A 24,626-nucleotide genomic window follows, 5' to 3' on the forward strand; every position below is an offset into this window, starting at 1 on the left:
GCAAACTAGCGATACACATAGCCACCCTTGGTCTGGTACTTCGGCGGAATGACCGGTACCTGCAGATAGGAATCGTACTGGCCGCCAGTGTAGACAACGGTTTCGCCCACGTTGTCGGTTTCCCAGCTGAACGGCTCGAACCAACCTTCGCGGATGTAGCGGCCGGCGAAACGCAGACGAAGCTGCTGACCGGCATGCCAAATGCGGGAATGAGGATAGAACTCGACGTCGATCGGAACAATCTCGCCCGGTGCAAGCTTGAGCTCGCGACGATGCGCCATGACCGGCTGGAAATCGCTAGACAGGTCCTCGTCCAGCTCACGATGGGATACGCGGATCTTTCCCCAGGCGCCGGGATGCGGCTCGCCGAGCACGTTCGTGGGAATCCACTCGCCTTCCTCATCCAACTTGAGCACCGTCAGGAAAATGTCGGCGTCGTCGTGATCGGGCGCAGCCACCCAGGCATGCAGCTTCATATAGCCGGTCAACTCGACGTCCTCGGTGAACGTGATGTCGAAACAGGTTTCGCCGGTGTTGCCGTCATAAGAAGCAGAGGCTTCGACCGCAATCGGTTCGTCGTTCAAGCTGCCGTTACTGGCGTCCAGGTACAGCTTCTTGTACTCGGTGCGTTTGATGGGGAACGACGTCTCGGGACGATTGACCTGGAAGTCATAATCATAGGCATCTATAACCTCGATGCGGACCTTCGGAGTCATCTCCCAACCGTTGTGGATGTCCTTCATGTAGCGGTCGTAGAAACGTTTGAGGTCCTCAAGGTTCCACCAGGAATAGGTGTCAGGCCACTCGAAGTCGCGATGCACGCGTAACCACTTCTTGGGAGAGCGAATCTTACGGAAGGCATTCAGAGAACCGCGCAGATGCAGGTGGCTCCAGCCTGCGGTGCAATAGACGGGAACCTTGATTTTCTCGACCTGCGGAATCTTGGACTCCCAATATGCATCGATCAGCGGATGCTCCTTGATCATCTGGACGTAGTCCTCGATGTATCCCGGGCCGCGGGCGTCGCTCATGACGAAGTTGTTGAAGCCAGGAGCCGGAATGCCTCCCTCGCAGATGAACTCACGGTACAGATCGGACGTGCCTTCCCATGCGCCCAGGCAGGTCAGATGCGGCGGCTGCTCGGCGCCGATCCACCACTGGCACATGCACAGACCGGAGTTGCCGAAGATGGTGACGCGGCCGTTGGACCAGGGCTGCTCGGCGACCCATTCGATGGTATCGTAGCCATCGCGGCCGTCCTGCTCGCCCCAGATGACCAGATTGCCCTCTGAGTTGCCAGCGCCGCGGGTGTCGACGTTCAGCACAGCGTAACCCTGATTGCACCAATACTCCGGGTCAGGGCCTTCAAACTTAGTCATCTTGGAAGCCGTTCCAGGAGGTACGCCGAAAATCTGCCAGTTCTTGGGCGAATCGCCGGGACGCTTGCCATAGAAGCACCAGGAGATAATGCACGGCAGGTCGTTAAGCTGATCTTTCGGACGGATGAGGTCGGCATACAGGGTAATGCCATCGCGCATCTTGATGGGAACGTCCTGATCGACCAACAGACCGTCCTCGATGTAACTACGCTGGTTGAGCTCAGGATAGAATCCCAAGCCGTCAAGAGTGAGTTTCATCGGGTCCACGGGCTCGGGGCTAGGACGATAGATGACGTTCACGGTGCCGCCGTTATAGAAGGTCTCGGGAATCTCGATTTTACCGTCATCGCGTTTGATAATCTCAGGCTCCATGTTTGAACATCCTTTCTGTGTTGAAGTGAGCGGTTCGTTCTTGATCAGTCCTCGATTAAATCCACGACATACGCGATCATGTCGGAGATCTTTTTTTGCCGCCTGAAAGGCATGAAGTCCACTTGGTATTCGAACTCATCTTCCAGCGCGTTGATGATGTGAATGAGGTTCACTGATTTCGCGCCAAGATCAGCGATTACCTCTGTGTCATCAGTCAGGGTGTCACGGTCGACGCCTAGGGTTTTCGACGTGGCGTCGTAGATGACCTCGCGGACTTCATCGGCAAGCTTCGCCATGGCTCCTCCTTCCTACGTCGGCGCGGCAGGGCCGCTTCTTGCGTTGTTTGCTAATACCAAAGTACGAGCATCCCAGCTCAAAGGCGAGTTTCAAGATATTTGATACGTCCGAATTCGTGACAGAATCCGAAAACTTGTGACATGCGTTCAACAGGGCTGAAACCTTGTCGCATAGGCGTGACAATATGCTCCATGTGTCACAAGGTCGCATATCGCCGCGTAGATTTTCGCGCGCGAATTTACTAAAATCCGAGGCACATGGCCAACATACCTGTCAGATGGAGCTGAGATGATCAACGCGATTCCTGGCAACGACTTTGACCTGTCTACCATTCGAAAGCTTCTTATCATCCGGGCTGTAGAGCAACTCATGGACGAGGTATCCTTCGACGACCTGACGGTCAAAATGATCTGCGAAAAAGTCGAGATTTCCCGACAGACGTTCTATCGGCATTTTCAAGACAAATACGATATGGCCCCTTGGTATTGGAACCTCATCGCCAACGAATATCTCGCGAAAACCGGATGCGGGCTGAGCTGGTACGAAGGCAACTACTATATGCTCTGCACCTTCAAGGAGCACCAGAACTTCTTCACGTATTTCTATCGTACCGATTCCCATGAATACGGCATTTTCCGTAAGCACAGCTTTCGCCAGAGGTCGAGCTTCCTGAAAGAAACCATCGTGGGCGTGCTGGGGAAAGACGCCCTCACGCCTGACCTCGAGTTTCAAATCGAGTTTTTCGCTGACGCCGAGTCTCGTGAAGTAGAGCGCTGGACCATGCGCGGCATGGACACGCCGCCCGAGCGTATGGCCGAGCTTTTTGAGAAGTGCGTACCTCCTGAGCTGCACGAAGCAATTGAACGCGCCGAGAAAATCGTAATCGCCCAAAACCATTAGCCCGCATGCGGACACTTTCCCAAGCGTGACCCTCGCATGTGACACGTCCTCAATTCTGTCAGTTTCTTGTGAGCGCGTGAGTGCGTATCGTTGTGAAAGAGCCGCAATTCTCACGCGGCTGGCAACAGTACACGTAGCGGAGGTGCCCCATGACTGCATCGTTGATGGACCAGCTTAAAGCTCGCGCATGCGAAAGCCCGAAAACCGTTGTGTTCCCAGAAGGGGAATCGCCTCGCATCATCGAGGCCGCCGCACAGGCTGCCGCAGAGGGTTTCGCGTTCCCCGTTCTGGTTGGAAACCCTCAGGTCATCGGCGATATCGCTGCTCATCGCGGCCTTAGCCTCGACGGCGTAGCAATACGGCCCCTTCCAGACGAGACGGAAGCAGAGGCGCTTGCCGCCGCTTATCTCGAGGCGGGCGGAATGTTGTCGAGAAAGGGCATCCTTCGCCGCATGAAAAGCCCGATGTACTTCGGAGCGTTGCTTGTAGCAAGCGGACAGGGTGACGCCATGGTCGCAGGCCTGGAACACTCAACCGCAGAAGTTGTCTTGGCAAGTTCGACAATCATCGGATTCGCCGAGGGCATTTCGACGCCTTCGAGCATTTGCCTTATGGAATGCCCTGGCTTTGCCGGCCCCGAGGGCGAGCTGCTCATTTTCGCCGATCCCGGCGTTTGCGAGAAACCCGACGTGTCGGCATTGGCCGACATCGCGATCAGCAGCGCCCGCACCGCGAAGGCTCTCTTGAATTGGGAGCCGCGCGTGGCATTCCTGTCGTTCTCGACAAAGGGTAGCGTGGAGTCTGAAATCATCGACTTGCAGCTGAAAGCCCTAGAAGAGGTTCGCAGGCGCGAACCGGATTTGAAGGTCGATGGCGAGCTTCAGTTCGACGCTGCAATCGTACCTGACGTGGCGCGCAAAAAGGTTCCCGAAGGCTCGGATGTCGCAGGCGCCGCAAACGTCCTGGTGTTCCCGGATCTGAATGCGGGCAACATCTGCTACAAGGCAGCCCAGCGCCTGACTGGTGGAAACGCATATGGCCCGTTCCTCCAGGGTTTCGCGAAGACGGTGTCGGACCTTTCGCGCGGGTCGAGCGTGGACGACATTCTCGGCGTGACCGTCATGGCGGTGCTGAACAGCCAGTCATAAACCCGAATCGGAAACCAGAGCACGATGTCCGTTCGTTGACACTGCGCGGACAATATCCTCCGCCCCTATGTCCACCTGTTACTCCAGATGCGTAGACTGTATCTCCTATACCGTCAACGAACGGACAAAAGGCTCCGTCCCCAATGTCCCGCGGGGTTCGGGACGGGTGTCGCACAACTGGATGGTAAACTGAAACCGTGCATGCTTCTTACGGTGCGCAACTGCTTTGCCATGTTCGAAACGGGCTCGGTCCCGCTGCGTCGTAAGGAGGCGGAACGCATGAAGAAACGCATCGCCCTGTTCCTGCTCACAGTCTCGGCCGCGCTGCTGACCTGCATGTTCGGATGCGGTCCCTCGTGGCAGGAGGAGTTAGGCTGGCCCACGTACGGCCAGCTCGAGTCGGTTGCCGTGCAGGAATACGCGAACGGCGAGGCGGTGAGCCGCGAAATCTCCTACGACTTGTCGGATTGGGATTCCTACGAGTCGGATGAATACTTCTACGGCGCGTGGGGCGGCGTGAACCCGGAGTTCGAGCCGGCGGAAGACAATGCTCCCAGCCCCGATTCCACCCAGGCGATACGGTGTCGCATCACGACCGTCGAAGGCTCCGACCTGGAGTTCTACATCTACAACGCGGGATTGGGCGCGTCGTACATCCAAATGGCCGACGGCAGCGTGTGGCGCTGCAGGAGCGAGTACCCCGAGGAGCTCTTCGAGCACGCGTACAGCAGGTACCAGCACGCTTCGTTCGACCAGGCGTTCAAGGCGCAGGTGGAAACCGGGAGTTTCGAGATGCTGCCTGAGTACAACGGAACGGGCAAGGCCGTGGTGATAGAAGACGAGAGGCCGGTTGCAGACGATCCGGACGATCCGTCGATGGTCCGCGTCAAGCCCGAAGATGTCTACTGGGAAGGCTGGGACGGCACCGGCTCGCTGCAGCTGCCGCACTACCAGGGCTACTGGAAGGAAGAGGACTACGGCGCCCTGCGCGCCGAAGATGTGCGTTTTGTGGTGGTGTACGCGACGGTGGACTCCCAGATCGACGGGCATTGGGTGGACGAAGCCGGCAACCACGTGAGCAACTCGTACTCCTACACCTATGAAGGCACGGTGTACGACCTGGCCACGGACGAGACGGCCACGTTCGGCGACCGGGGCGACGCCAGCATATTCGACCAGGTGAGGGAATTCATCGACGAAGCGAACGCCCAGGGCTAGGTCCTTAGACGCGGCATTTTTACGAGCTATGGTGCCGCAACGCAGAGGCGGACGCGCTGGGCTGGCACCGCAAGGTGACGGTTCCCGAACGCTTGACGCAGGGCCGGATGCGCTTGCACAGAGACAGGAGAGGTCATGAAGAAGATAGTACGCACGAGGGTCGCATCGGCCGCGCTGGCCGCGCTGGCCGCATTGATGCTTATGGCGGCCGTCGGCTGCAGTTCGGGTGGGGAGGCGCCGGCCGACGTCGACGAATCGGCGGATGCAACGGCGGAAGCACCCGCGGAGGCAACGGCGGAACAGGCCTTCGGGGGCGCCGAGCCGCTGCCCGTGGCTGCCGACGGGCAGATCGTGAGCGACGACGAGCGGATCTGCTTCTATTACGACCATGAGCTTTACGGGTACTCCGGCGGCGAGTCGGGCGTGTACTGCACGGATCCGGACATGACCGCCGCGACGCTGGTGTTCGAAGACATGGGGTGCTATCCCCTGTGCCTGGACGGGGACGCGCTGTATTGCCGGGGCAGCCGCGGTCTGGTGCGCGTCGACCTTTCCAGCCATGCCATCGAAGCGGTGGACGGTATGGACGGCAGGGTGCGCGCGGTTGCGCCCTTCGCATCGGATGGGGAAGGGTCCGGCACGTTCGTGAACGTGGCAGGCGAAGACGTCATGCAGATAAGCCAGGTGGACGATGCAGGCGCGTGGACGTCGGAGACGGTCGAAGGCGTGGACGAAGAGGTCCTTTACGCCGTCCCGGCAGACGGCGTGGTGTATTTCGTCCAATCCGACGAGGGGTACGGCCTGTGCTCGTACGACCCGCAGGACGGCAGTTTCGTCCGCATCGCCTCGATATACGCTGAAAAGTCCTTCGACGTCGTGGGTCCGGACGTGTATTACGTGGTGGACCGCACGCCCGACGACTCCGACGATCCCGACGCCCGGGTGCTTGAGCTCATGTGCTCCGATGCGGAAGGCAACGAAAGCCCGACCGGTGTGAAGGGCGACATCAGCCACGTGGTGGACGCCTACGGGCAATACGTGCTCTACACCGAATGGCGTGAAGAGGCGAACGCGGACGGCGAGCCGGTCTACTACGGCGAGGCCTGGTGCTACGACACGGAAACGGGCGCGACCTTCAGGATCGACCGCCCCGAGTTCGACGGCATGGACATCACGGTGCAGGGCGCCGCGTCCGGCTACCTGTATTTCGTGGGGACCACCTACGACGAGATCACGGGGGATGCAGAGGTGCGCGCGTACTTCTGCAGGCTTGACGGCTCGGGCGAGGTCATAAGCGCCGAGGACCTGACGGCGGCCGCCGAGGAGACGGACGAGGCGACCGCGTGGAGGGAAGCGGAAGACCAGGCTATGGAGGAGGCTTCCGAGAAGGCGTATCAGGAAAGCCTCGAGAACGAACCGTACGGTCCGGGCACGAGCAAACTGTATCTGGAGGCTGACGACGAAAAGTCCGCCTGCTACCGTCTGGTGCGCATGGACGGCACCGTCGAGTTCCAGGTGCTGCTAGCCCCTGGCGAGGAAACCGTCCAGGAGTTCCCCTGCGGCCGCTACACGCTCAAGATCGCCGAGGGCGAGACCTGGATCTCCGACGAGGAGGCGTTCGGCCCTGACGGCGAGTACGACACCACCAACCTGTTCACCTTTGAGGCAGGCGAAGCCTACGGGTTGGGTACAGGCACCCAAGGAAACGTCTACAACGACGACCAGAGCGGGTTCCTAGGTTAACCGACCGGCGGGACGATGGGGACGGAGCCTTTTGTCCGTTCGTTGACGCTTGGCGGGACGATGGGCTGGGACTTTGGGGACACTGATAATTGACTTGGCCGGGTTGGCGTGCGCCACCCGGCTGGGCGATAATGGCGCCGGGCCCGCCCCAGTGACCCCATCGGGGACCGTCCGCGCGAGCGTGACCTCGCTCCGATCAGTCCTGGAGGGCCCGGCGCCGGAGGCCATTCCCATGACCTCATAGGAGCTTGGCGTTCCCGCCTTCGCACCCAAGACAAGCGAAGTGTACCACACGCCCCGTCAGTGTCCCGTCTGGGACGGCCCTCCGTCGCCGACAGCAAGGAGAAGACGACGAAGGAGGGGCTGTGGACTACACGGCAGGGGCGCCGGCGTTCGCCGGCGTCGACACCCACAAGGAAACGAACATGCTGGCCCTCAAGGACGGGCTCGGCCGCACGGTCGGAATCTGGGAGTTCCCGGCGGACCCCGCCGGCTACGACGCCCTCGCGGACGCGATCGGCGACGCCTCGGTGCCGGTCGGCGTCGAGGGCGCCAGGTCCTACGGCGCGGGCCTCGCGCAGAGGCTCGCCGAGCTCGGCAGGCCGGGGCCTACCTGGCGAACGGGTCCTCGTACTCCTTGACGCTCAGCCTGTCAAGCGCCTGGTCGGCGGCCTCCTGGTCCCGTATGTACTTCGCGATCGTCTCCTCGTTCAGCCCGACGGTCGACACGTAGTAGCCCTCCGACCAGAACTTCCTGTTGCCGAACTTGTACTTGAGGTTCGCGTGCCGCTCGAACATCACGAGCGAGCTCTTCCCCTTCAGGTACCCCATAAAGCTCGAAACGCTCATCTTGGGCGGGATGCTGACCAGCATGTGCACGTGGTCGGGCATCAGGTGCCCCTCGATGATCTCGACGCCCTTGTAGGAGCACAGCGTGCGCAGTATCTCCCCGACGTCCTTCCGGTATTGGTTGTAGGTGATTCTTCGCCTATACTTGGGCGTGAACACGATGTGGTACTTGCACATCCACTTCGTGTGCGACAGGCTGTTGTGCTGGTGCGCCATGCCTCGCTTTTCTCCCGATTCCGATAACGACCTGGACAGCCGTCATTGTACGGGAGGGGCGGGGCGTGCGCGCAGCGCCAAGGGTCCTCCACCCGCATAGCGGGTGGTTTTCCGGCTCTCGCGCTTCGCGCAGAGGCCAGGGTTGTGGACCCCTTAACGAGGCAGGCCCTGGCCGCGTGCGCAGCCAGGGCCCTTTGGGGAAGTGGGAAACGTGTACGGTTTATTCAGGCAGAATGTAGTACACCGACGGGTTCGTGCCGTTCTCGGGCAGGTACTGCTGCGCACCGTTTTCCGCAATCAGCTTCGACACATCGCTGTTCGGGTCGGAGATGTCGCCGAAGTAGCGGACGCGCGCCGGGCACGCCTGCACGCAGAACGGGAGCTTGCCCTCGTCCACGCGGCCCGAGCACAGATTGCATTTGCCCATGACCATGAGGTCTTCGTTCAATGCCGGCGCGCCGTACGGACAGGTGTTGGCGCACGTGCTGCATCCGATGCAGATGTTCTGGTCCACGGAAACAACGCCGGTCTCCTCGTCTTTGTGCATGGCGCCCGTGGGGCAGTTCAGCACGCACGCCGGGCTCTCGCAGTGGTTGCACAGCAGCGGGCGGAAATGCATGGCCACCTTGCCGTCAACCTCGGCGGCCATGTACAGAGGCCCGCCGTAATAGTTCTCCACATGTGCCCACAGGCCCTCGCCCGGCACTTCGTTCGAGGTTTTGCAGCTGATAACGCAGGTCTGGCACCCGGTGCAGCTGCGAAGGTCGATGACCATGCCGTATTGTGTAGCGCTCATCGCAATACCCCCTATGCCTTCTCGACTTCAGCGCGAACGTCGTAGAACGCGGCGTTCGTCATGCTGAGGACTTCTTCGACAGCGTTCTTCTCGTAGTGCGTCAGGAACTGGTAGTGGCCTTCCGCAAAGTCCTTGGGCTCCCAGCCCTGAGGAATGGCAACCGTGCCCTTGACGATGCCGGGCGTCACGAACGCCTTCAGCGTGCACGATCCGCGGTCGTTGAACAGACGCACCATGTCGTCATGCGCGATGCCGCGGGCCCCCGCGTCCTCGGGGTTCATGTACAGATGCGGCTCGGACTCCAGAAGGTTCAGCAGCTCGGACCCGGAATGCTGGGTGTGAACCTGACGGCGGTCGTGGTACTGGATGAAGTTCAGCGGGTATTTGTCCGCGTACTTGTTCTCGGGATTGTCGTCGCCGCGCAGGTACGTGGGAACCTTGGCGCCGTAGGGAACCAGAACCTCGGTGTAGAACTCAAGGCGGCCGGTGGGCGTGGCGAAGACCTTGTCGCCCAAGGGATACGTCGCCTTGCCGAAGACGCCGTCCTTGCGGGCCACCACACCGGCTTCGATCATGTCGTCGACGGTGTAGCCCTCAAGGGCAGGCGAACCGCTGTCGATCTGCAGGCGCACCCATTCCTCGTCCGTCTTGTCCCAAGCGTCCTCGCAGCCGACGCGCTTGGAAAGCATCGTCATGATCTCGGTGTCGGACATGGCCTCGCCGATGCGGTCGATGACGGGCTTGTTGACGCGCAGGTAGGCGCCCTGGGTCGAAAGGTCCCAGGTTTCCAGCCAGGTGGCAACGGGAAGGACCACATCGGAGTACTGAGCCGTCCAGGTCATGAAGGGGTCGGCCGTCACAATGAAGTCGATGGCCGGGAAGACCTCGTCGATAACCTTGTGGGCGTCGGGGCTCTGGTTGATGTAGTTGGACGTAGCAATGTACAGGAAGTCAATCGGAACCGGGTTGTGGGTAATGGCCGCGTCGTACATCTCGGAGCTCTTAAAAACGCGTGCGGCCTTGAAGCCCTCGGGGTCCACGCTGTAAGGCGAAAGGATGGCACCCACATAGGCTCCGAAGGACTCGCCGTCGCCGACGGTGAACCATTCCGCATCGTTGGTCAGCGCGGCGCCGGCACCCGTGAAGTCCACGGTCGTGCCGTCGATCGGGTTACCGCCGTTGTTGCGCGACGCGCCGCCGCCCGCCCGCCCGGTGTAGCCGCACAGTCCGGCCAGGGTCGCGGCCGCACGGCAGATCTCGTAGCCGTAGTAGTAGCGGGAAGAGCCGGTGCAGGTCTGGATGGCGGCAGGCTTCGCGTTCGCGTACTCGATGGCAAGCGACTCGATGCGCTCGGCGGGAACGCCGGTGATCTCGGAGGCGCGCTCGGGGGTCCAGTTCTGAACCTCGGCGACCAGGTCGTCCATCGTGGGATGGCAGGCAACGCCGTCCACAACGAAGCTGCCGGTCAGCGCAAGCGTGCTCTCGGGGCCGGAGGTGTTGTCGTCCTCGCCGAAGGAAGGCTCGGCAACCACCGCGGCGTTCTTGGCGGTATCCCAGGCCAGATAGGCGCCGTCGGCGTTGTGGATGTAGCTTCCGTCTTCGTCGGACACCAGCAGCGGTGCGCACGAATAGTTCGCAAGCCAGGTCTTGTCGTGCAGGTCGTTGGCGATGATGACGTTCATCATGGCAAGGATCATCGCGGTGTCGGTGCCGGGGTTGATCGGAATCCACTCGTCGGCGATGGAAGCCGTGGAGCTGACGCGAGGATCGACCACGATGAACTTGGCGCCGGCTTCCTTCGCACGTGCGGCGAAACGGATGGACGGGGCAATGTTGTCGGCCATGTTGCAGCCGAAGAACAGCATCATGTTGGAGTTCATGTAGTCAAGGGCGTCGTGACCGGGGTCGGGGTTGCCCGTGACCATGGTGTAGCCGATTGAGGTGGCGTGGTCGCCCATGATGCCCTCCATCGACCAGGTGGTCGTGCCCAGGCAGTGCGCCATGCGGGCGGGCGCGAACCAGCTCAGGGTGTTCATGTTGCCGGTGAAAATATAGAAGCTGGCAGCCTTGGGGTCCTTCGCAAGGACAGCGTTCAGCTTGTCGCCGACCAGGTCGAGGGCCTCGTCCCAAGAAATGCGCTCCCATTCGCCGGCGCCGCGCTCGGTGCCCTCCTTGCGCTTCATGGGGTACATGACGCGCGCGTTTTCGTCGGTTGCGTGACGCGACCAGGACATGCAGCGCTGGCACGCATGGTTGCGTGCAGGGTCCTCGGGCAGCTCGCCGGGCTCGATGTACACAATCTGGCCGTCGCGCTTGTAACCCTGGATGGTGCAGTAGCAGCAGTTGTAGCCACTGGTGACGACGAACTTTTCTAGCTCTTCCTTCTGGGCGGCGGCCACGGAATCCTTAGGCCCCGTCCCGTCACCGGGCTCGACCTCTTCGCCCTCGGACTCGTTAGGCTTTTCGTCGGAAGCGCAGCCGGCCAGCGCTGCCGACAGCGCGGTTACGCCCGCAGCCGCAGCAAACGTGCGGCGGCTCATCGTGGGTGCGTCGTCCGTCGCGGCCGCGTTCTCAGACATTTTGAGACGTTCGTCCATGCTCGACATGGTTCCCCCTTCTCTCTCCTCGTTCATCTTGCGCATCGCCTACGCTGTGTGCCCTGTTGCACGCAGTCAATCCCCCGACCATGCGCCGGGCGCATCGCGCCCCATGCACCCCATAGTAAAGAGAAGGTTTTAGGATTTGATTAAGGAACGCATTTCTTTTTATTACCAATTATTAACGACGGCCCGGCTTCAGACAGACGCCCCGCGCGCCCCAGCCCCGCTATACGATGCGATATCCAACGCCCCACTCGGTAATGATGTGCACAGGCCTGGACGGGTCGGCCTCGATCTTCTCGCGCAGCTTGCGAATGAAGACGGCCACCACGCCCGAGCTGCCAACGTACCCGTACCCCCATACGGAGTCCAGAATCTGCTGCCGCGTGAAAACGACGTTCGGACGGCGCGCCATCAGCAGCAATATGTCGTACTCTTTCGTCGTCAGGTCCAAACGCCGGTTGCCCACGGTAACCTGTCGCGTGTCCACGTCGATCGACAGATCCCCCAGCGTGATGACGGACCCGCCGCCGCCCGCCTGCGGCTCGGCCTCCGCTTCCTGGGGCGACCTGTTCCGAAGGCAGGAATTGGCGCGCATCACCAGCTCGGCCGGCTCGAACGGCTTTGTGATGTAGTCGTCGGCCCCCAGCTTGAAGCCCAGGCCTTTGTCCACCAGGTCGTCCTTCGCAGACAGAATGATAATGGGAAGGGAGATGTCTTTATCCCTGATGGCGGAACAAACCTCGAAGCCGTTGTAGCCTTCCATCATCACATCGAGAATGACCAGGTCAAGATGCTGGCGGTTGAACACCTCCAAGGCTTCGACGCCGTTTTTCGCCTGCACGACGTCGTGACCCTCCCTTTTCATGTAGATGGCTACCGCATCGCGGATGCTCGCATCGTCGTCAACGACAAGTATGGTCTTCGGCATTCGAACCCCCTGCCGATTCGTCCTGGCTTTCCAACTGCTGCCTCTGCGCCCCCGTTATTCGAAACCGAAATCCGGTTCTTCGAACGGGATGCAGACCGTGAATTCACTTCCCTGGCCGAGCGCGCTTTCCAGCAGTATACTCCCGCCATGCAGCTCCGCATATTCTTTTGCCAACGCCAAGCCCAAGCCGCTCCCGCTGACCGGCTTGGACACCGAGCTTCCCGCCTGTTTGAACTTCTCGAACACGACCTGCTTATCGGCTTCCGATATCCCAATGCCGTTGTCGGACACCACAAAGCGCATTTCGCCAGCCTCTTCGTCCAGGCTTGCGCTTACCGAAACCTCTCCGCCGAAGCCGGTGTATTTGATGGCGTTCGATCCTAGGTTCTCCAGAATGTGAAGGAGCTTGTTCGCATCGGCCATGAACAGCGGCGTGTTTCCGTAGGACACTTGCAGGTCGATGCTCTTGTCCTGCGCCAACGGCGTCAAGGTCTTTTCCACCTCGACCATGATGTCGGCGGCGTCCACAACGGTCTTTTCGAGCTTCACAGCACCCGCTTCCATTCTCGCGGATTCCAAAATGCTGTCCACCAGCTTCGAGAGCGACTGCGCGTTTGTCCGAATTGCCTTGACGGCGTTCCTCCTGGCTTCGTCATCCAAGTCGCCCTCCTCCTCGAGCATGTCGATGTAGGCCCGAATGACAGTGGTCGGGGTACGCAGCTCGTGGCTCATCATCGTGAAGAAATGCGACTTGTACAGGTCGTTTTCCGTCAGGCGCCGATTCATTTCCTCCAGCTTGGCGGCCTGTTCCGCAAGGGTCTCGTTCGCATCGGCCAGCTGCTCGGTGCGCGTTGCCACCATCTCTTCCAGATGCTTGTGCAGCGCGTCGAGCTCTGAAGCCATGTTGTTGAACTGCCCGCTTAAGACGTTGATTTCGCCGCAAGCGTTGATGGCTTCGACATCGATGTGGGTGCTCATGTCGCCCGAACCCAGCTTTTGCACCGCCCCTTCAACCTTGCGCAAAGGATGGATTACGTATCTCCTGGTCACGAGGGTAATAGTAAGGAAACACGCCGCAAGGACGCCGGTCGACAGCAGCACGCGATGGATAATTTGCGCTTTCAAATCCTCCTTATGGCTGTCCACGGGAATGGAGATGCTGGCAATGCCCACCAGGTCGCCTTTCTGCATGCCTTCCTTCGGGTAGCCGGTCACGTCGATTTCCCCCGCAGGGTCGCCATGGCAGCCGACGCATTCCGAGCCCATGACCAGCGGAACGGCGTAGCGATAGTATTCGGCGTCGCTGAGCAGGAAGTTTGTTTGACAGTACTCCTTAGCGCGGCTGTTGGAGCGGAAATAGTCGATTGCGTCGGATTCGAAGTCGTCGGCCAGATTGGCCTTGTTGCGGGGATGGTCGGACGCGTATCGTATGACGTAATCGGTGCGATTGGTGAACAGTGCGCCGATCGAGGTGCCTGCAATGGAGCAGTGCAGGCCTTTGAAGGTAAACGACCCGTCGCCGTCGGTGTTGATCCTGTCTTGGTTGACGGAAACGAAATCCCATGCGGCCTGCATTTCCTGGGAAAGGATGTATGCCTGCTCATGAAGGATTTCTTCGCTCTGCTTGCTCTGGAGCCACACTTCCGCCGCGGCGCTGACCACAAGAAGCAGCGTGATCACAATGAACGTGGGCAGTGCGATAAGAATCTCGAGCCTGGACTTCATGCGCCACCTCGACTTTGCAATTGGTTCATCCTCCTCAGATGGCATAGATTATTCCACTCTTTCAAAGCCGTCGCAAGAAACCGATGAAACAGCGAGCCGGACCCCCTGTGCTGCACATACACCTCCGAAAACAAAAATCCGACCAGAAGGGACTGCCCTTCTGGTCGGATTTGTTGGAGCGGCCGCTACTTGCTCTTGGCCTCGGTGCCGCGCATCGGCGGGAGCTTGGAGTACTGCCAGGCGTTGTGGATGCACAGCGCGGTCATGGCGGCGCCCATCACGTAGTACGCCGGGTAGTGCGTGAACTGGGTGAAGCCCAGGTACCAAGACAGGCCGGGGACCCACATCAGGCTGATCTGTATGATCAGGATGACGTACAGCCTCATGGTGGCGCCGTCGCGGGTGCCTTCCTCGACGCCGCGGGCGCGGAACTCGCGCCAGCACCACAGCGGGAACACGTAGTTGGTCAGCGGCCAGATGACCCACACGGCAGCGTTGGTGATGCCGCCGATCATGTCCATGGTGTACATGTTCAGGCACGCGGAAGCCACGATCATGCCGTACGCCCACATGCGGGCCTGCTTCTCGGTCACGTCGCCCTTGGCCAGGTTACGGAAATGACGGTTGCGCTCCTCCTGGTTCACGATGACGGCGTGGATACACTTGGTCTCCATGAACACCCAGATGGGAAGGCCGATGCCGAACACCACGAAGATCCAGAAGAAGTGGTAGGTGAACGCCAGATACCAGCTGGTGATGGTGCCGATGGTGTCGATGGTAATCATCCAGCAATGCAGCAGCAGCGGGTACGGGTCGGTGCCCTGCTTCTTAATGATGCTCATAGCCTCGGTGTACATCAGGTAGCCAAACGTCATGCAGGGCATCCATGCGATGATGTTGGGAATGCACTCGACGTTGAACTGCATCGCATTGATGATCTGCGTGGGCATGTCGGCCACGTACTGCATGTGCGGCATCAGGTTGGTTCCGCTGATATCCATAGTGGGCTCCTTTCCTGCGATTTCCTTGCTCGATTTCCAACCACGTGCACACTATAGGTACCTGGCGCAATTGCAGGTAGATTCGGGAGTACTAGTACTTGTGTAATGTCGGATTAGTACTTTTGGGAATGCGGGCGATTTGCGAGGCAGTTTGCAGGAAGGCACGTACATGGCCGAACCGATGCTGAATTCGGGCGAGGATGTCGCCCGGTTTTTGGAGGAGCACGAGCGGGAAATCGTCGTGGCGTTGCGCGAGGGGTTTCGGGCGGAATACCCGGAATCGGAGTCGAACGTCATGGACGACGACACCATGGACCGCTGGTCGGCCGTCGAAATCGCCGAGTTTTGCAGCGTGCTGCGCGGAGCCGAGCCCAAAGCGCGCCGGCACAACGTGTACGAGGGCGACACGGGGCAGAACGTGGACGAGCTTATTCAACCCATCACCACGTTCGTCGAAGGCAGGCTGTTCATCGCGCGGACGATCGCGCGCGTCATCTGGCAGAACTTCAACGCGCCCGTGCAGCCGGGAAATCACGCATTGGACTTGCTCGACGCCGCGATGCTGCGCATCTACGACAAGCTGGACGTGAACACCCGCGTGGAGCTGACCAGCCGCGTCATGCGCGACCAGCTGGCCTAACCCCGCACGGTGGACCAAAAGGGTCTGTCCCCTTTGGTCCACCGTGCGTTGACCTGCCGTTTTACAGAATCATAATTCATAGGGGGACTGTCCCCTTTGAATGCGTTACCCCAACCAGGCTCCGTTGGAGGCGAAGCGGTAGGTCTTGCCGCCGATCGTCTGCGTGCCTGTGGCCATCTTGCCGTTGCTGAAGAAGTAGTACCACGTGCCCGAGATCTTCGCCCAGCCGGTGACCATGGCGCCCGAGCTGTTCAGGTAGTACCACGAGCCGCCGCTCTTCAGCCAGCCCTTCTGCATGGCGCCCGACGAGTCGAAATAGTAATACTTGCCGGAAATCTTCGCCCAGCCGGTGACCATAGCACCGCTGTCCGTGAACCAATACCACTTCCCGCCGATGGCCTGCCAGCCAGTCTGCATGACGCCCGAGCCGTTGAAGTAGTACCACGTGCCCGAAATCTTCTGCCAGCCTTTCACCATGCCGCCGCCCATGGCGGTGTAGTACCACTTGCCGCCGTCTTTCACCCAACCGATCTTCATAGCGCCGTTCGACTCGAAGTAATACCAGGTACCGTCGATCTTCTTCCAGCCGGTGACCATGAACGCATCGTCGCCGAAGTAGTACGTCTTGTTCTTGTCGGTGAAGAAGCTGCTGGTTATATACGCGCCGCCGCCCATGTAGAACCGCCATTTCGTGCCGACCTTGATCCAGCCCCAATTCTCGTAAGGAATCTCGTACACATACACGGAATCGCTTCCGTAGCCGGTGATTTCCTGCGAGTAGCCGTCCACCAGGTAATCCTTCTCGTTGACGCTGTTGCTGGTCCACACCGCGTTCGCCTTGATGGTCACCTTCGGCGTGTTCGAGAACATGAACGGCACGGTCGTATGCTGGTCGTGCAGGCCGTGCGTCACGCCGCCATCGTTTCTGTAACACTCGATGCTGACCGCCTTGTCGCTGGAGATCATCAGGCCTTTGTCATTGCCGTACGTCTGGATGCCGTAGCAGCCCGCGGCCGTTTCCGCCGAAACAAAAATGTCGAGCGACGCATGGTCCTTTACCTCGATGTTGGAATTCGCGCTCGAAATGCCGGTAACGTATGGGCTTGAGCTGCTGATGCTCGACACGTTCACGTAGACAACCGCATTGCCGGAAATGCAGATGCCGCGATTGACGAATATACCGTCGACCGCTCCGACAGACGTACTGCCTTCTTCCCTGGTAACGGTCAGCGTTCCCCCGCCGGCGCTGGTGATGATCAGGTCGCTTCCACTGCCCGATATGTCGATGCCTGCGTCATTGCCGGCGTTTATGCAGGTGACGACGTTGTCGCCCTTCAGGTCGATGGTCAGCGTTTCCGCCTCGAAGCTCTCCGGGTGCTGCACGTAGATGCCGCCGCCGTTGTAGTTGTTCAACGTGAGCACGCCCGTGCTCGGGTTGTACGACGCGCCTGCGGGATGCCCTTCGGAGTAGCGCATGCCGTCCAAGAAAATCCGATCCGGATCGGGATAGTGGCTGTCAGCGAATGCCGGCTGGGGCAACGCGACCAGCAAGCACCCCATGCAAAACGCAAGCAGAACCGATGTCAGAAAAGCCCGATGTATAGCTGTCTTCATAGAGGCTCCCTCCGTCGACGCTCCAGTTACCTGCATTATGGCATACAGAAAGCGTCCGCGCATGGTCGATATGGACCATTTTGCGGCTTTCGACGAGTCGCGAGCCTTTTGTGCGGATTCCGCCCGGCTGCGGGTTCCTGTGCAAGTTTCACCTGGTCATGAGCCTTCGCGCAAATCGTACCCGACCACGATTCTCTGACGCGAGTTTTGCCTAGTCGCGAGCGCCCGTGCGAGCCCCAACCGAGCGCGGGCCCCGCGCGCCTTTTTCTGGCCATGAGCCCCTTACGTGGATTCTGACGATAGTGAGCCTTTCTCGCATGGTTTTGCCTGACTGTGAGCCCTTATCGCATGGATTAGACGGATTGTGAGCCGCATTCAAAGCCAGCCGCTCCTTCTGAATAACGTTACTTCATCAATTCTTATCGTCATTCATCTAGCTCGCCAACCCAGCGGACTCACAATCAGGAAAAACGCTGCAAAAAGGACTCATAATCGCATGAAATGCTGCACGAAAGACTCAATATCCACCGAAACCGTGCGACCGTCCCCACGTTGACCGGGGGGGTGGCGGAAACGCGCGCGTCTCCTCCCCGCGGCGCCCGCGCGCCCCCATCCCGAATGCCCCCCTCAAAATCATGGCCACCCGCCTAGCGGGTGGTTTTCTGGCTCTCGCGCTTCGCGCAGAGGCCAGGGTTGTGGACCCTTATAGAAAGCCCCGCACATGTGCGGGGCAAACTGTCCAAGGGCAGCACACGGGACGCGTTTTCTGGCACCTCCAAGGCTCCGTCCCCGTTGTCCCCCGTTGTCCCGCAGAGGAATGGTAGAATTGCCGCAAGCAAATATCGGTCGCTCAAAGGGGGAATCATGAGCAAAACCCTGTTGATCAACGGCAGCCCGCGCGAGCATGGCTGCACCGCCATCGCGCTTGAGGAAGTGGCCGGTGCCCTTGCCGCCGACGGCGTCGAAACCGAAACCCTGTGGCTGGGCACCAAACCCATGCAGGACTGCATCGCCTGCGGAAAGTGCTCCGAAACCGGCACGTGCGTCTTCAAGGACATCGTTTCCGAAACGGCCGCCCGCTTCGACGAGTTCGACGGCCTGGTGGTGGGCTCGCCCGTGTACTACAGCGGCCCCACCGGCAGGCTCCAGTCGTTCATGGACCGGTTCTTCTACAGCACGCCGGCAAGCAAGCTCGAGGGCAAGCTGGCGGCCTGCGTGGTGTCGTGCCGCCGCGGCGGCGCAACGGCGTCGTTCGAGCGCCTGAACCAGTTCTTCCTGATCTCGAACATGATGGTGGTGGGCAGCCAGTATTGGAACCTGATCCACGGTCCTCGGGCCGACCAGGTGGAACAGGATCTCGAAGGCCTGCAGACCATGCGCACGCTGGGTCACAACATGGCGTGGATGCTGAAGATGCAGGAGGCCGGCAAGGCCGCAGGCATCCAGGCGCCCGAGCGCGAGGCCAAGCTGTTCACGAACTTCAACCGGTAGCGAAGGCGGGGTCGGGCGTTACGGCGTCCGGCCCCGAACACAAGGAGCGGACATGGCATTTCAGACCGAAGGCTACATCGACTTCGCGGGCTTTAAGACGTACTACCGGATCTTCGGCGAGCAGAAAAGCAACGGCAAGCTTCCGCTGGTCATGCTGCACGGCGGGCCGGGCTTCTGCCACAACTATCTGCTGACCTACGCGTACATGGCCGACCGCTACGACCGCCAGATCATCTTCTACGACCAGCTGGGCTGCGGCAGGTCCGCCATCCCGCACCAGGAGGACGACTTCTACTCCACGGATCTGTGGCTGGAGGAATTCTACGTGGTGCGCGAGGCGCTGGGGCTGGACGAATGCCACACCTTCGGCAGCTCCTGGGGCGGCATGCTGGAAATGCTCATCGCCACCCATGACGACGAAGGCATACACTCCATGGTCATCAACTCGTCGCCGGTACGCATCCAAACCTGGCTCGACGAGGCGAAACGCCTGATCAACTACCTGCCCGAGCACATGCAGCGCGCCATCCAGACGGCCGAGGCCACGGGCGACTACGACACGCCCGAGGCCCAGGAGGCCATCGCCGAGTACTACAAGCGCCACGTGGTGGGAACCTATCCGCCGTTTCCGGAGTTCCACGCGCAAAGCGAAGCGGGCATGGGGGAGTGCTACCTGGTCATGCAGGGTCCCAGCGAGTTCGTGTGCCCGGGCAAGCTCCGCGACTGGGACATGCGCGAGGCGTGCAGGCGCATCAAGGTGCCGTGCCTGGCCATGTCGGGAACGGACGACGAAGGCACGCCGCTCACCATCAAAGAGGGCGTGGACTGCATCCCCGGCTGCGAATGGGTGCTCATCCCCAACGCGGTGCACGAGGCGCACCTGCTGCATCCCGACCTGTGTATGCGCACGGTGGAGGAGTTCATCAGCCGCCACGAGTAAGGAGGGAAGACACCGCCGCCGTCGCGCGCAACCGAAAGCAAAGAACCCCGGCGATACATGTCGTCGGGGTTCTTTCGTAAGGATGGGTCGCGCGACTCAAAGCGTCTGGACCCGGAGCACGTGACGCATCCCGCACCCTTGTGCACTGCGCGTTCACGCGCTTGCGAAGCATTCATGGAGGGTTTGTGGAAGGCCTACAATGCCTGTAACGTTTCACGGCCTCGCGCGTTATTGGGGCGAAGGAGGAACTGACAAGCGTGGACTTCGAAGGCATATATAGGCGGTACTTCAAGGACGTGTACCACTTCACCTGCGGTTTGGCGGGCGATGCGGACGTGGCCGAAGAAGTGACGCAGGAAACGTTCGCGAAGGCGCTGCGAACCATCGATTCGTTCGACGGCTCGAAGGACATCCGGGCATGGCTGTTCACCATCGCGCGCAACACGTTCTACTCGTATTGCCGCAAAAACGGCCTGATGACGGGCACAGAGCCTCCCGACATGCCCGACACGCGCGCCCCCGACGTGGTCATAAGCCTGACAAACTCCGACGACGCGCTGCACATCCATCGATTCCTCCATCAAATGCGCGAGCCGTACAAGGAAGTGTTCAACCTGCGGGTGTTCGGCGAGCTGTCGTTCGAACAGATTGCCCGAATCTTCGGCAAAAGCCCAGGTTGGGCACGTGTGACGTATTATCGCGCGAAGCAGATGATTGTCGAGTACCTTGAATCAGGAGGTCAGCAATGAGCAAGAAGAAGAGCGAGGCGCCCGACGCGGCGGAGCGTGTGCAGGAATCGGCGGAACGGGCTGCCGAGCAGGGCGAGGCCGCCATGGAAGAAACCGACGATGGTCGGGCCGCTGCGGTGGATGAAGACCCTGTTGAAGACGACGCTGCGGGCCTTACCGATGAGGCCGAGGGCCAGGTCGGCGAACGTGCGCAGGGCGTGGGGCCAGACGGCGCAGATGTACACCAGGCAGCCGAGGTTTCGAAGCAGGCTCTAGACGGATTCGATGGCGGCGTCGGCGTGCCGGCCGAACCGCCGAAGCCGGGTTCCGCCGAAGCGGCTGACAGCGTCTGCGGGGTGGCTGCGGCGGAAGCGTCTGCAACGGGCCAGGTGGTGACCTGCGGCGTCATCCGCGACCTGCTGCCGCTGTACGTGGACGATGTGGTGGGAGCCGAAACGCGGGCCATGGTAGATGCGCACCTGCAATCCTGTGCTGGCTGCCAGGGCTATCTGGACGGCATGAACAGCGTGGTCCAGATTCCTGTGGCGCCGAAGCAGGGTTTGGAGGACGCGAAGGTATTGCGCGGGCTGAAGCGGTTCATCCGCAACAAACGCCTGCTTACAGGCTTAGGGACGGCCGTGGCGGTGCTCGTGGCATGCTGCTTGGCCGTGGGGCTCATGAACTCGTACGAGTGGGACGTTCCCTACAGCGAGGACATCAACGTGTACCAGAACGGGGATGGTTACGTTAATCTGCAGTATACAGGTGCCGGTCATGTGATGTTTGACAGCTACTGGGACGAAACCGGCGTCATGAACGTCTCGTGCCGGCAGTCGTTCTGGGACCGCTATGTGGAGCCGATTTACGATAACGGCATGGACGAGTTTGCGCTGTCCGATTCGTCCGACATTATCGAGGTCCGCTACTACGACACGCCGGAAGGGATGTATGACGCGGACGCGGCATGCGAAGTGGTTTGGGAAGCGGACGAACAGGCCAAACGCGAATTCTACGAGCGCCAGCGCAACAATGAGCAGGCTTCGGAGGACCTGGAAGAGCTGTATCGTCAGCAGCAGGAGATCGTGGAGCAGATTTGGGTTCTTGAGGCCGAGCAGGAAGGCTATACCCGCTAGATCGGCTAGCGACCAACCCGAACAACAAAGCCGCCGGAACCGTTTGTCCGGCGGCTTTTCCATGGTTGCGCAAGGCGACTTTTCTGCAATCCGCCTCGAAACAAAACGAAAACGCAGTATGATTTGTATAACTAGTTATACCGCAAAGGAGGATGCCATGGAGATGCCTGAGGGCAAGGGGGCTTGGACGGCGACGGTCGGTGCCAAGGGGCAGATCGTCATTCCCAAAGAGGCGCGCGACATGTTCGGCATCAAGCCTGGTGACACGCTTATCATTCTGGGAGACGTCGAGCGCGGCCTCGCCATTCCGCCCAAGGAGCAGTTCGACGGATGGATCAAAGCGGTGTTCGAAGGGGACAGGCGATGAGGGCGCTCTGGTTCTGCATCCCCGCTCATGGCCACACCAATCCCACCATGGAGGTCGTGCGCGAGCTCACAAGGCGCGGCCACGAGGTTCGCTATTACTCGTTCGAGGAGTTCCGGGCAAAGATCGAAGGTGCGGGCGCCCAGTTCGTCGCCTGCGACTCCTTCCTGCCGCCCATTGACGAGAAAGCCGAGAAGCGACTCCGCAGGGTGTCCACCACCGAGATGAGCGTGCAGTCGTTCCGCACGGTCGCGAACCTCGATCCGGTCGTTTCCGAAGACGTCGCGACCTGGCGTCCCGACGTGGTGGTGACCGACTCGGCGTGCTTCTGGGGCAAGCTGGCAGCGGTCAAGCACGGCCTGCCTTGGGTGTGTTCCACCACGACGTTCGCGTTCAACGAGTACTCATCCAAGTACATGAGCTACAGCGCCTCAGAGATGGCAGACATGGTCTTGGGCCTACCACGCCTGAACCGCGAGATCCGCAGGCTCCGGCCCCTGGGCTACGAGGTGAAAAGCGCGCTCGACATCGTGCGCAACAAGCCCGGGGACAACACCATCGTCTACACCTCGCGGAAGTTCCAGCCATGCTCCGAGACGTTCGACGAGGAGCATTACCGCTTTGTGGGACCGTCGGTGCGCGATGTGGCTCCTAAGGAAAAGAGCGGCAGGCCGCTGGTGTATGCCTCGCTCGGTACGGTGATAAACGACCGTCCGGGCTTCTACCGCACGCTGATAAACGCGCTGCGCGATGCCGATGCGGATCTCATCATCTCGTGCGGCAAGGCGTTTGACCCCGCGCAGCTGGGCGAACTGCCCAGCAATGTGCGCGTCGAGCAGTACGTGGACCAGATGGAGGTGCTCTCGCGGACGAGCCTGTTCGTCACCCATTGCGGCATGAACAGCGCGTCGGAGGGCATGTGGATGGGCGTGCCCGAGCTGCTCTTTCCGCTGACCGGTGAGCAACGCGCCGTGGCGAGACGTGTCACGGAGGTCGGTGCAGGTGCGATGCTCGAGGAACGAATGGCGAAAGACGCCGCGACGCTGCGCGAGGCGATAGTCGGCGCCCTGGAGGACGGGCGGCTGAGAGAGGGCTCCACGCGAATGCGCGATGACTTGCGCTCTTGCGCGGGCCCGGCTGGCGCCGCGGACTTCATCGAGCAGGTGGCACGTCGTCCCGTGGGGGTTTAGGACTATGCGACATGTCATGGAGCGCGGCCGGATCCTCTTGCCTTTGACATTATGATGTTATACAATGCATATGCAATGTAATTACAAAGGAGGTCAGACCATGGCAAAGACCGCAACAATCAACATGCGCGTGAACCCAGAGGTCAAGTCCAGCGCCGAAACGATCTTCGCAAGCCTGGGAATGACCCTCACCGAGGCCATCAACGTCTTCTTGCATAAGTCTGTCATGGAGGGCGGGCTCCCCTTCGACGTGCGTCAGCCCCGTTATAACGCTGAGACGGAAGCTGCCATGCAAGAGGCGCGCGATATCATGAACGGCAAGGCCGAGACGGACACCTTCGATTCTGCAGCAGCCATGTTTGCGGCGCTCGACAAATAGGGGCGCCATGTCCTTGAAGCTCGTTCCCACATCGCAGTTCAAGAAGGATTATAAGAGGGCGAAGAAGCGTGGGTTGGACATGCGCAAGCTCCAGGCTGTGCTTGACAAGCTTTGTGCCGAGGAGCCGCTCGACGAACGCCATCGCGACCATGCGCTATCGGGCAACTACATTGGATTTCGTGAATGCCATGTTAGCCCCGATTGGCTGCTGATATACGCGATTGACAAGGGCCGTCTGATACTTACCGCATCGCGAACAGGGACGCACTCGGATTTGTTCGACGAGTAGACGGCATCCGATACGCGGGAAGCCGATTTGCGTGCAATCGCATGTTAAGTCATGGGTCAAAACGGCGGGGCGTCGTCTGTAAAGGCATCCAAGACAAACGGCAAGGTTTGGAAGTTGCGGCTGCTTTTGGCGCAGCCCGATAATGAGCCAGTGGAAAGCGCGCGAACACGCATCGAAGGGGCGCCTCGCGACCCCCTTTGGCGTCTCGCGCCGTTGTTGGCCACCTGACATGCAAAGAACCCCGGCGAGAAGGGACGCCGGGGTTCTTTCGTAAAACTGGGGTCAGGCCCGAAAGCCTTTAAACCCAGATCATGTTCGCAGCGTCAGCTGGCTTGAAGATGGCCAGGATGCCCTCGATGAAGCCGATGATGGCCGGAACACCCGTCCAGCAGAATACCAGGTACAGGATGCCCATCTTGGTCTTGCCGCAATAGAACTTGTGGACGCCGAAGTCGCCCAGGAAAATAGCCAGGACAATGTAGACGAACTTGTTGGCCATGTGGTCGCGTGCCATGTGAACCCCCCTCGAACGTGTCGCGCGCAATGCGTTTTACACGGTGCATGATACTCCAACGGATGCGCGCACGTGGTCGTGTTTCGGGACAAGCGATGCACTGTCACGCCGCTGTCATCTTGACGGAACCTTGTTGCAATCGTCCTTCATGTTGAGATCTTCCTGAGAA

Annotated in this window: 23 protein-coding genes and 1 pseudogene; 14 read left to right on the plus strand and 10 right to left on the minus strand. The window is 60.3% G+C overall.

The window, feature by feature from the left end; all coding sequences use genetic code 11:
* Window positions 1-5: 5 nt before the first annotated feature.
* On the minus strand, window positions 6-1,751 hold the full coding sequence (locus SHEL_RS05485; protein ID WP_012798257.1) for a CocE/NonD family hydrolase: 1,746 nt from the start codon (window positions 1,749-1,751) through the stop codon (window positions 6-8).
* A gap of 44 nt (window positions 1,752-1,795) precedes the next feature.
* Window positions 1,796-2,047 (minus strand): acyl carrier protein, encoded by a 252-nt coding sequence (locus SHEL_RS05490; RefSeq protein ID WP_012798258.1) that lies wholly within the window; start codon window positions 2,045-2,047, stop codon window positions 1,796-1,798.
* Window positions 2,048-2,336: 289 nt separating this feature from the next.
* Here SHEL_RS05490 and SHEL_RS14255 point away from each other — a divergent pair, with 289 nt between their 5' ends.
* From SHEL_RS14255 to SHEL_RS05515, 5 genes and pseudogenes are all read left to right on the plus strand, one after another.
* On the plus strand, window positions 2,337-2,948 hold the full coding sequence (locus tag SHEL_RS14255) for a TetR/AcrR family transcriptional regulator (RefSeq protein WP_012798259.1): 612 nt from the start codon (window positions 2,337-2,339) through the stop codon (window positions 2,946-2,948).
* Between the two features lie 149 nt (window positions 2,949-3,097).
* Complete coding sequence (locus tag SHEL_RS05500; protein ID WP_012798260.1) at window positions 3,098-4,096, plus strand: phosphate acyltransferase; 999 nt, start codon at window positions 3,098-3,100, stop codon at window positions 4,094-4,096.
* A 279-nt stretch (window positions 4,097-4,375) separates the two neighbouring features.
* Window positions 4,376-5,314 carry a hypothetical protein gene (locus tag SHEL_RS05505; protein WP_126513755.1) on the plus strand — a complete coding sequence of 313 codons (939 nt, stop codon included), beginning with the start codon at window positions 4,376-4,378 and terminating at the stop codon, window positions 5,312-5,314.
* A 135-nt stretch (window positions 5,315-5,449) separates the two neighbouring features.
* On the plus strand, window positions 5,450-7,057 hold the full coding sequence (locus SHEL_RS05510; protein WP_012798262.1) for a hypothetical protein: 1,608 nt from the start codon (window positions 5,450-5,452) through the stop codon (window positions 7,055-7,057).
* Window positions 7,058-7,422: 365 nt separating this feature from the next.
* Window positions 7,423-7,656, plus strand: a pseudogene (locus tag SHEL_RS05515) (IS110 family transposase); the annotation flags it as partial.
* Between the two features lie 10 nt (window positions 7,657-7,666).
* On the opposite strand, the gene tnpA reads toward SHEL_RS05515, so the two are convergent.
* From tnpA to SHEL_RS05545, 6 genes are all read right to left on the minus strand, one after another.
* Window positions 7,667-8,122, minus strand: a complete 456-nt coding sequence (gene tnpA / locus SHEL_RS05520) for an IS200/IS605 family transposase (protein WP_012798264.1) — start codon at window positions 8,120-8,122, stop codon at window positions 7,667-7,669.
* Between the two features lie 220 nt (window positions 8,123-8,342).
* Window positions 8,343-8,918, minus strand: a complete 576-nt coding sequence (locus tag SHEL_RS05525; protein WP_012798265.1) for a 4Fe-4S dicluster domain-containing protein — start codon at window positions 8,916-8,918, stop codon at window positions 8,343-8,345.
* An 11-nt stretch (window positions 8,919-8,929) separates the two neighbouring features.
* Window positions 8,930-11,524, minus strand: a complete 2,595-nt coding sequence (locus SHEL_RS05530) for a molybdopterin-dependent oxidoreductase (RefSeq protein WP_012798266.1) — start codon at window positions 11,522-11,524, stop codon at window positions 8,930-8,932.
* A 220-nt stretch (window positions 11,525-11,744) separates the two neighbouring features.
* Window positions 11,745-12,449 carry a response regulator transcription factor gene (locus tag SHEL_RS05535; protein WP_012798267.1) on the minus strand — a complete coding sequence of 235 codons (705 nt, stop codon included), beginning with the start codon at window positions 12,447-12,449 and terminating at the stop codon, window positions 11,745-11,747.
* 54 nt (window positions 12,450-12,503) lie between these two features.
* The gene (locus SHEL_RS05540) at window positions 12,504-14,174 is read right to left on the minus strand and encodes an ATP-binding protein (RefSeq protein ID WP_012798268.1); all 1,671 of its coding nucleotides are present in this window, start codon (window positions 14,172-14,174) and stop codon (window positions 12,504-12,506) included.
* A 185-nt stretch (window positions 14,175-14,359) separates the two neighbouring features.
* Window positions 14,360-15,175 carry a hypothetical protein gene (locus SHEL_RS05545; protein WP_012798269.1) on the minus strand — a complete coding sequence of 272 codons (816 nt, stop codon included), beginning with the start codon at window positions 15,173-15,175 and terminating at the stop codon, window positions 14,360-14,362.
* 169 nt (window positions 15,176-15,344) lie between these two features.
* On the opposite strand from SHEL_RS05545, the gene SHEL_RS05550 reads away from it, so the two are divergent.
* Window positions 15,345-15,815, plus strand: a complete 471-nt coding sequence (locus tag SHEL_RS05550) for a hypothetical protein (protein ID WP_012798270.1) — start codon at window positions 15,345-15,347, stop codon at window positions 15,813-15,815.
* Between the two features lie 105 nt (window positions 15,816-15,920).
* On the opposite strand, the gene SHEL_RS14260 is transcribed toward SHEL_RS05550, so the two are convergent.
* Window positions 15,921-17,429: an N-acetylmuramoyl-L-alanine amidase family protein gene (locus SHEL_RS14260; protein WP_012798271.1), complete on the minus strand. Its 1,509-nt coding sequence runs from the start codon at window positions 17,427-17,429 to the stop codon at window positions 15,921-15,923.
* 864 nt (window positions 17,430-18,293) lie between these two features.
* Here SHEL_RS14260 and SHEL_RS05560 point away from each other — a divergent pair.
* The 8 genes from SHEL_RS05560 to SHEL_RS05595 all read left to right on the plus strand — a co-directional run bounded on the left by SHEL_RS05560 (window position 18,294) and on the right by SHEL_RS05595 (window position 23,943).
* A complete protein-coding gene (locus tag SHEL_RS05560) occupies window positions 18,294-18,920 on the plus strand; it encodes a flavodoxin family protein (protein WP_012798272.1) in 627 nt (208 codons plus the stop codon).
* 52 nt (window positions 18,921-18,972) lie between these two features.
* On the plus strand, window positions 18,973-19,860 hold the full coding sequence (locus SHEL_RS05565; protein WP_012798273.1) for a proline iminopeptidase-family hydrolase: 888 nt from the start codon (window positions 18,973-18,975) through the stop codon (window positions 19,858-19,860).
* A 257-nt stretch (window positions 19,861-20,117) separates the two neighbouring features.
* Window positions 20,118-20,609: an RNA polymerase sigma factor gene (locus SHEL_RS05570; RefSeq protein ID WP_012798274.1), complete on the plus strand. Its 492-nt coding sequence runs from the start codon at window positions 20,118-20,120 to the stop codon at window positions 20,607-20,609.
* A complete protein-coding gene (locus tag SHEL_RS05575; protein ID WP_012798275.1) occupies window positions 20,606-21,721 on the plus strand; it encodes a zf-HC2 domain-containing protein in 1,116 nt (371 codons plus the stop codon). Before SHEL_RS05570 ends, SHEL_RS05575 begins: the two co-directional genes overlap by 4 nt.
* A 157-nt stretch (window positions 21,722-21,878) precedes the next feature.
* A complete protein-coding gene (locus SHEL_RS05580; RefSeq protein ID WP_012798276.1) occupies window positions 21,879-22,088 on the plus strand; it encodes an AbrB/MazE/SpoVT family DNA-binding domain-containing protein in 210 nt (69 codons plus the stop codon).
* Window positions 22,085-23,275 carry a macrolide family glycosyltransferase gene (locus tag SHEL_RS05585; RefSeq protein WP_012798277.1) on the plus strand — a complete coding sequence of 397 codons (1,191 nt, stop codon included), beginning with the start codon at window positions 22,085-22,087 and terminating at the stop codon, window positions 23,273-23,275. Before SHEL_RS05580 ends, SHEL_RS05585 begins: the two co-directional genes overlap by 4 nt.
* Window positions 23,276-23,375: 100 nt before the next feature.
* The gene (locus SHEL_RS05590; protein ID WP_012798278.1) at window positions 23,376-23,654 is read left to right on the plus strand and encodes a type II toxin-antitoxin system RelB/DinJ family antitoxin; all 279 of its coding nucleotides are present in this window, start codon (window positions 23,376-23,378) and stop codon (window positions 23,652-23,654) included.
* Between the two features lie 7 nt (window positions 23,655-23,661).
* On the plus strand, window positions 23,662-23,943 hold the full coding sequence (locus SHEL_RS05595; protein WP_012798279.1) for a type II toxin-antitoxin system YafQ family toxin: 282 nt from the start codon (window positions 23,662-23,664) through the stop codon (window positions 23,941-23,943).
* A 298-nt stretch (window positions 23,944-24,241) separates the two neighbouring features.
* Here SHEL_RS05595 and SHEL_RS05600 read toward each other — a convergent pair whose 3' ends face one another.
* Entirely contained in the window at window positions 24,242-24,457 is a 216-nt protein-coding gene (locus tag SHEL_RS05600; RefSeq protein ID WP_012798280.1) for a TM2 domain-containing protein, read from the minus strand.
* Window positions 24,458-24,626 lie beyond the last annotated feature (169 nt).

The organism is Slackia heliotrinireducens DSM 20476 (assembly GCF_000023885.1).
Lineage (GTDB): Bacteria > Actinomycetota > Coriobacteriia > Coriobacteriales > Eggerthellaceae > Slackia > Slackia heliotrinireducens.

Excerpts from the sequence above, each read along its gene's own strand:
- SHEL_RS05485 (WP_012798257.1), bottom strand. The coding sequence starts at position 1,751 with ATGGAGCCTGAGATTATCAAACGCGATGACGGTAAAATCGAGATTCCC.
- SHEL_RS05490 (WP_012798258.1), bottom strand. The coding sequence starts at position 2,047 with ATGGCGAAGCTTGCCGATGAAGTCCGCGAGGTCATCTACGACGCCACG.
- SHEL_RS14255 (WP_012798259.1), top strand. The coding sequence starts at position 2,337 with ATGATCAACGCGATTCCTGGCAACGACTTTGACCTGTCTACCATTCGA.
- SHEL_RS05500 (WP_012798260.1), top strand. The coding sequence starts at position 3,098 with ATGACTGCATCGTTGATGGACCAGCTTAAAGCTCGCGCATGCGAAAGC.
- SHEL_RS05505 (WP_126513755.1), top strand. The coding sequence starts at position 4,376 with ATGAAGAAACGCATCGCCCTGTTCCTGCTCACAGTCTCGGCCGCGCTG.
- SHEL_RS05510 (WP_012798262.1), top strand. The coding sequence starts at position 5,450 with ATGAAGAAGATAGTACGCACGAGGGTCGCATCGGCCGCGCTGGCCGCG.
- tnpA (WP_012798264.1), bottom strand. The coding sequence starts at position 8,122 with ATGGCGCACCAGCACAACAGCCTGTCGCACACGAAGTGGATGTGCAAG.
- SHEL_RS05525 (WP_012798265.1), bottom strand. The coding sequence starts at position 8,918 with ATGAGCGCTACACAATACGGCATGGTCATCGACCTTCGCAGCTGCACC.
- SHEL_RS05530 (WP_012798266.1), bottom strand. The coding sequence starts at position 11,524 with ATGTCGAGCATGGACGAACGTCTCAAAATGTCTGAGAACGCGGCCGCG.
- SHEL_RS05535 (WP_012798267.1), bottom strand. The coding sequence starts at position 12,449 with ATGCCGAAGACCATACTTGTCGTTGACGACGATGCGAGCATCCGCGAT.
- SHEL_RS05540 (WP_012798268.1), bottom strand. The coding sequence starts at position 14,174 with ATGAAGTCCAGGCTCGAGATTCTTATCGCACTGCCCACGTTCATTGTG.
- SHEL_RS05545 (WP_012798269.1), bottom strand. The coding sequence starts at position 15,175 with ATGGATATCAGCGGAACCAACCTGATGCCGCACATGCAGTACGTGGCC.
- SHEL_RS05550 (WP_012798270.1), top strand. The coding sequence starts at position 15,345 with ATGGCCGAACCGATGCTGAATTCGGGCGAGGATGTCGCCCGGTTTTTG.
- SHEL_RS14260 (WP_012798271.1), bottom strand. The coding sequence starts at position 17,429 with ATGAAGACAGCTATACATCGGGCTTTTCTGACATCGGTTCTGCTTGCG.
- SHEL_RS05560 (WP_012798272.1), top strand. The coding sequence starts at position 18,294 with ATGAGCAAAACCCTGTTGATCAACGGCAGCCCGCGCGAGCATGGCTGC.
- SHEL_RS05565 (WP_012798273.1), top strand. The coding sequence starts at position 18,973 with ATGGCATTTCAGACCGAAGGCTACATCGACTTCGCGGGCTTTAAGACG.
- SHEL_RS05575 (WP_012798275.1), top strand. The coding sequence starts at position 20,606 with ATGAGCAAGAAGAAGAGCGAGGCGCCCGACGCGGCGGAGCGTGTGCAG.
- SHEL_RS05580 (WP_012798276.1), top strand. The coding sequence starts at position 21,879 with ATGGAGATGCCTGAGGGCAAGGGGGCTTGGACGGCGACGGTCGGTGCC.
- SHEL_RS05585 (WP_012798277.1), top strand. The coding sequence starts at position 22,085 with ATGAGGGCGCTCTGGTTCTGCATCCCCGCTCATGGCCACACCAATCCC.
- SHEL_RS05590 (WP_012798278.1), top strand. The coding sequence starts at position 23,376 with ATGGCAAAGACCGCAACAATCAACATGCGCGTGAACCCAGAGGTCAAG.
- SHEL_RS05595 (WP_012798279.1), top strand. The coding sequence starts at position 23,662 with ATGTCCTTGAAGCTCGTTCCCACATCGCAGTTCAAGAAGGATTATAAG.
- SHEL_RS05600 (WP_012798280.1), bottom strand. The coding sequence starts at position 24,457 with ATGGCACGCGACCACATGGCCAACAAGTTCGTCTACATTGTCCTGGCT.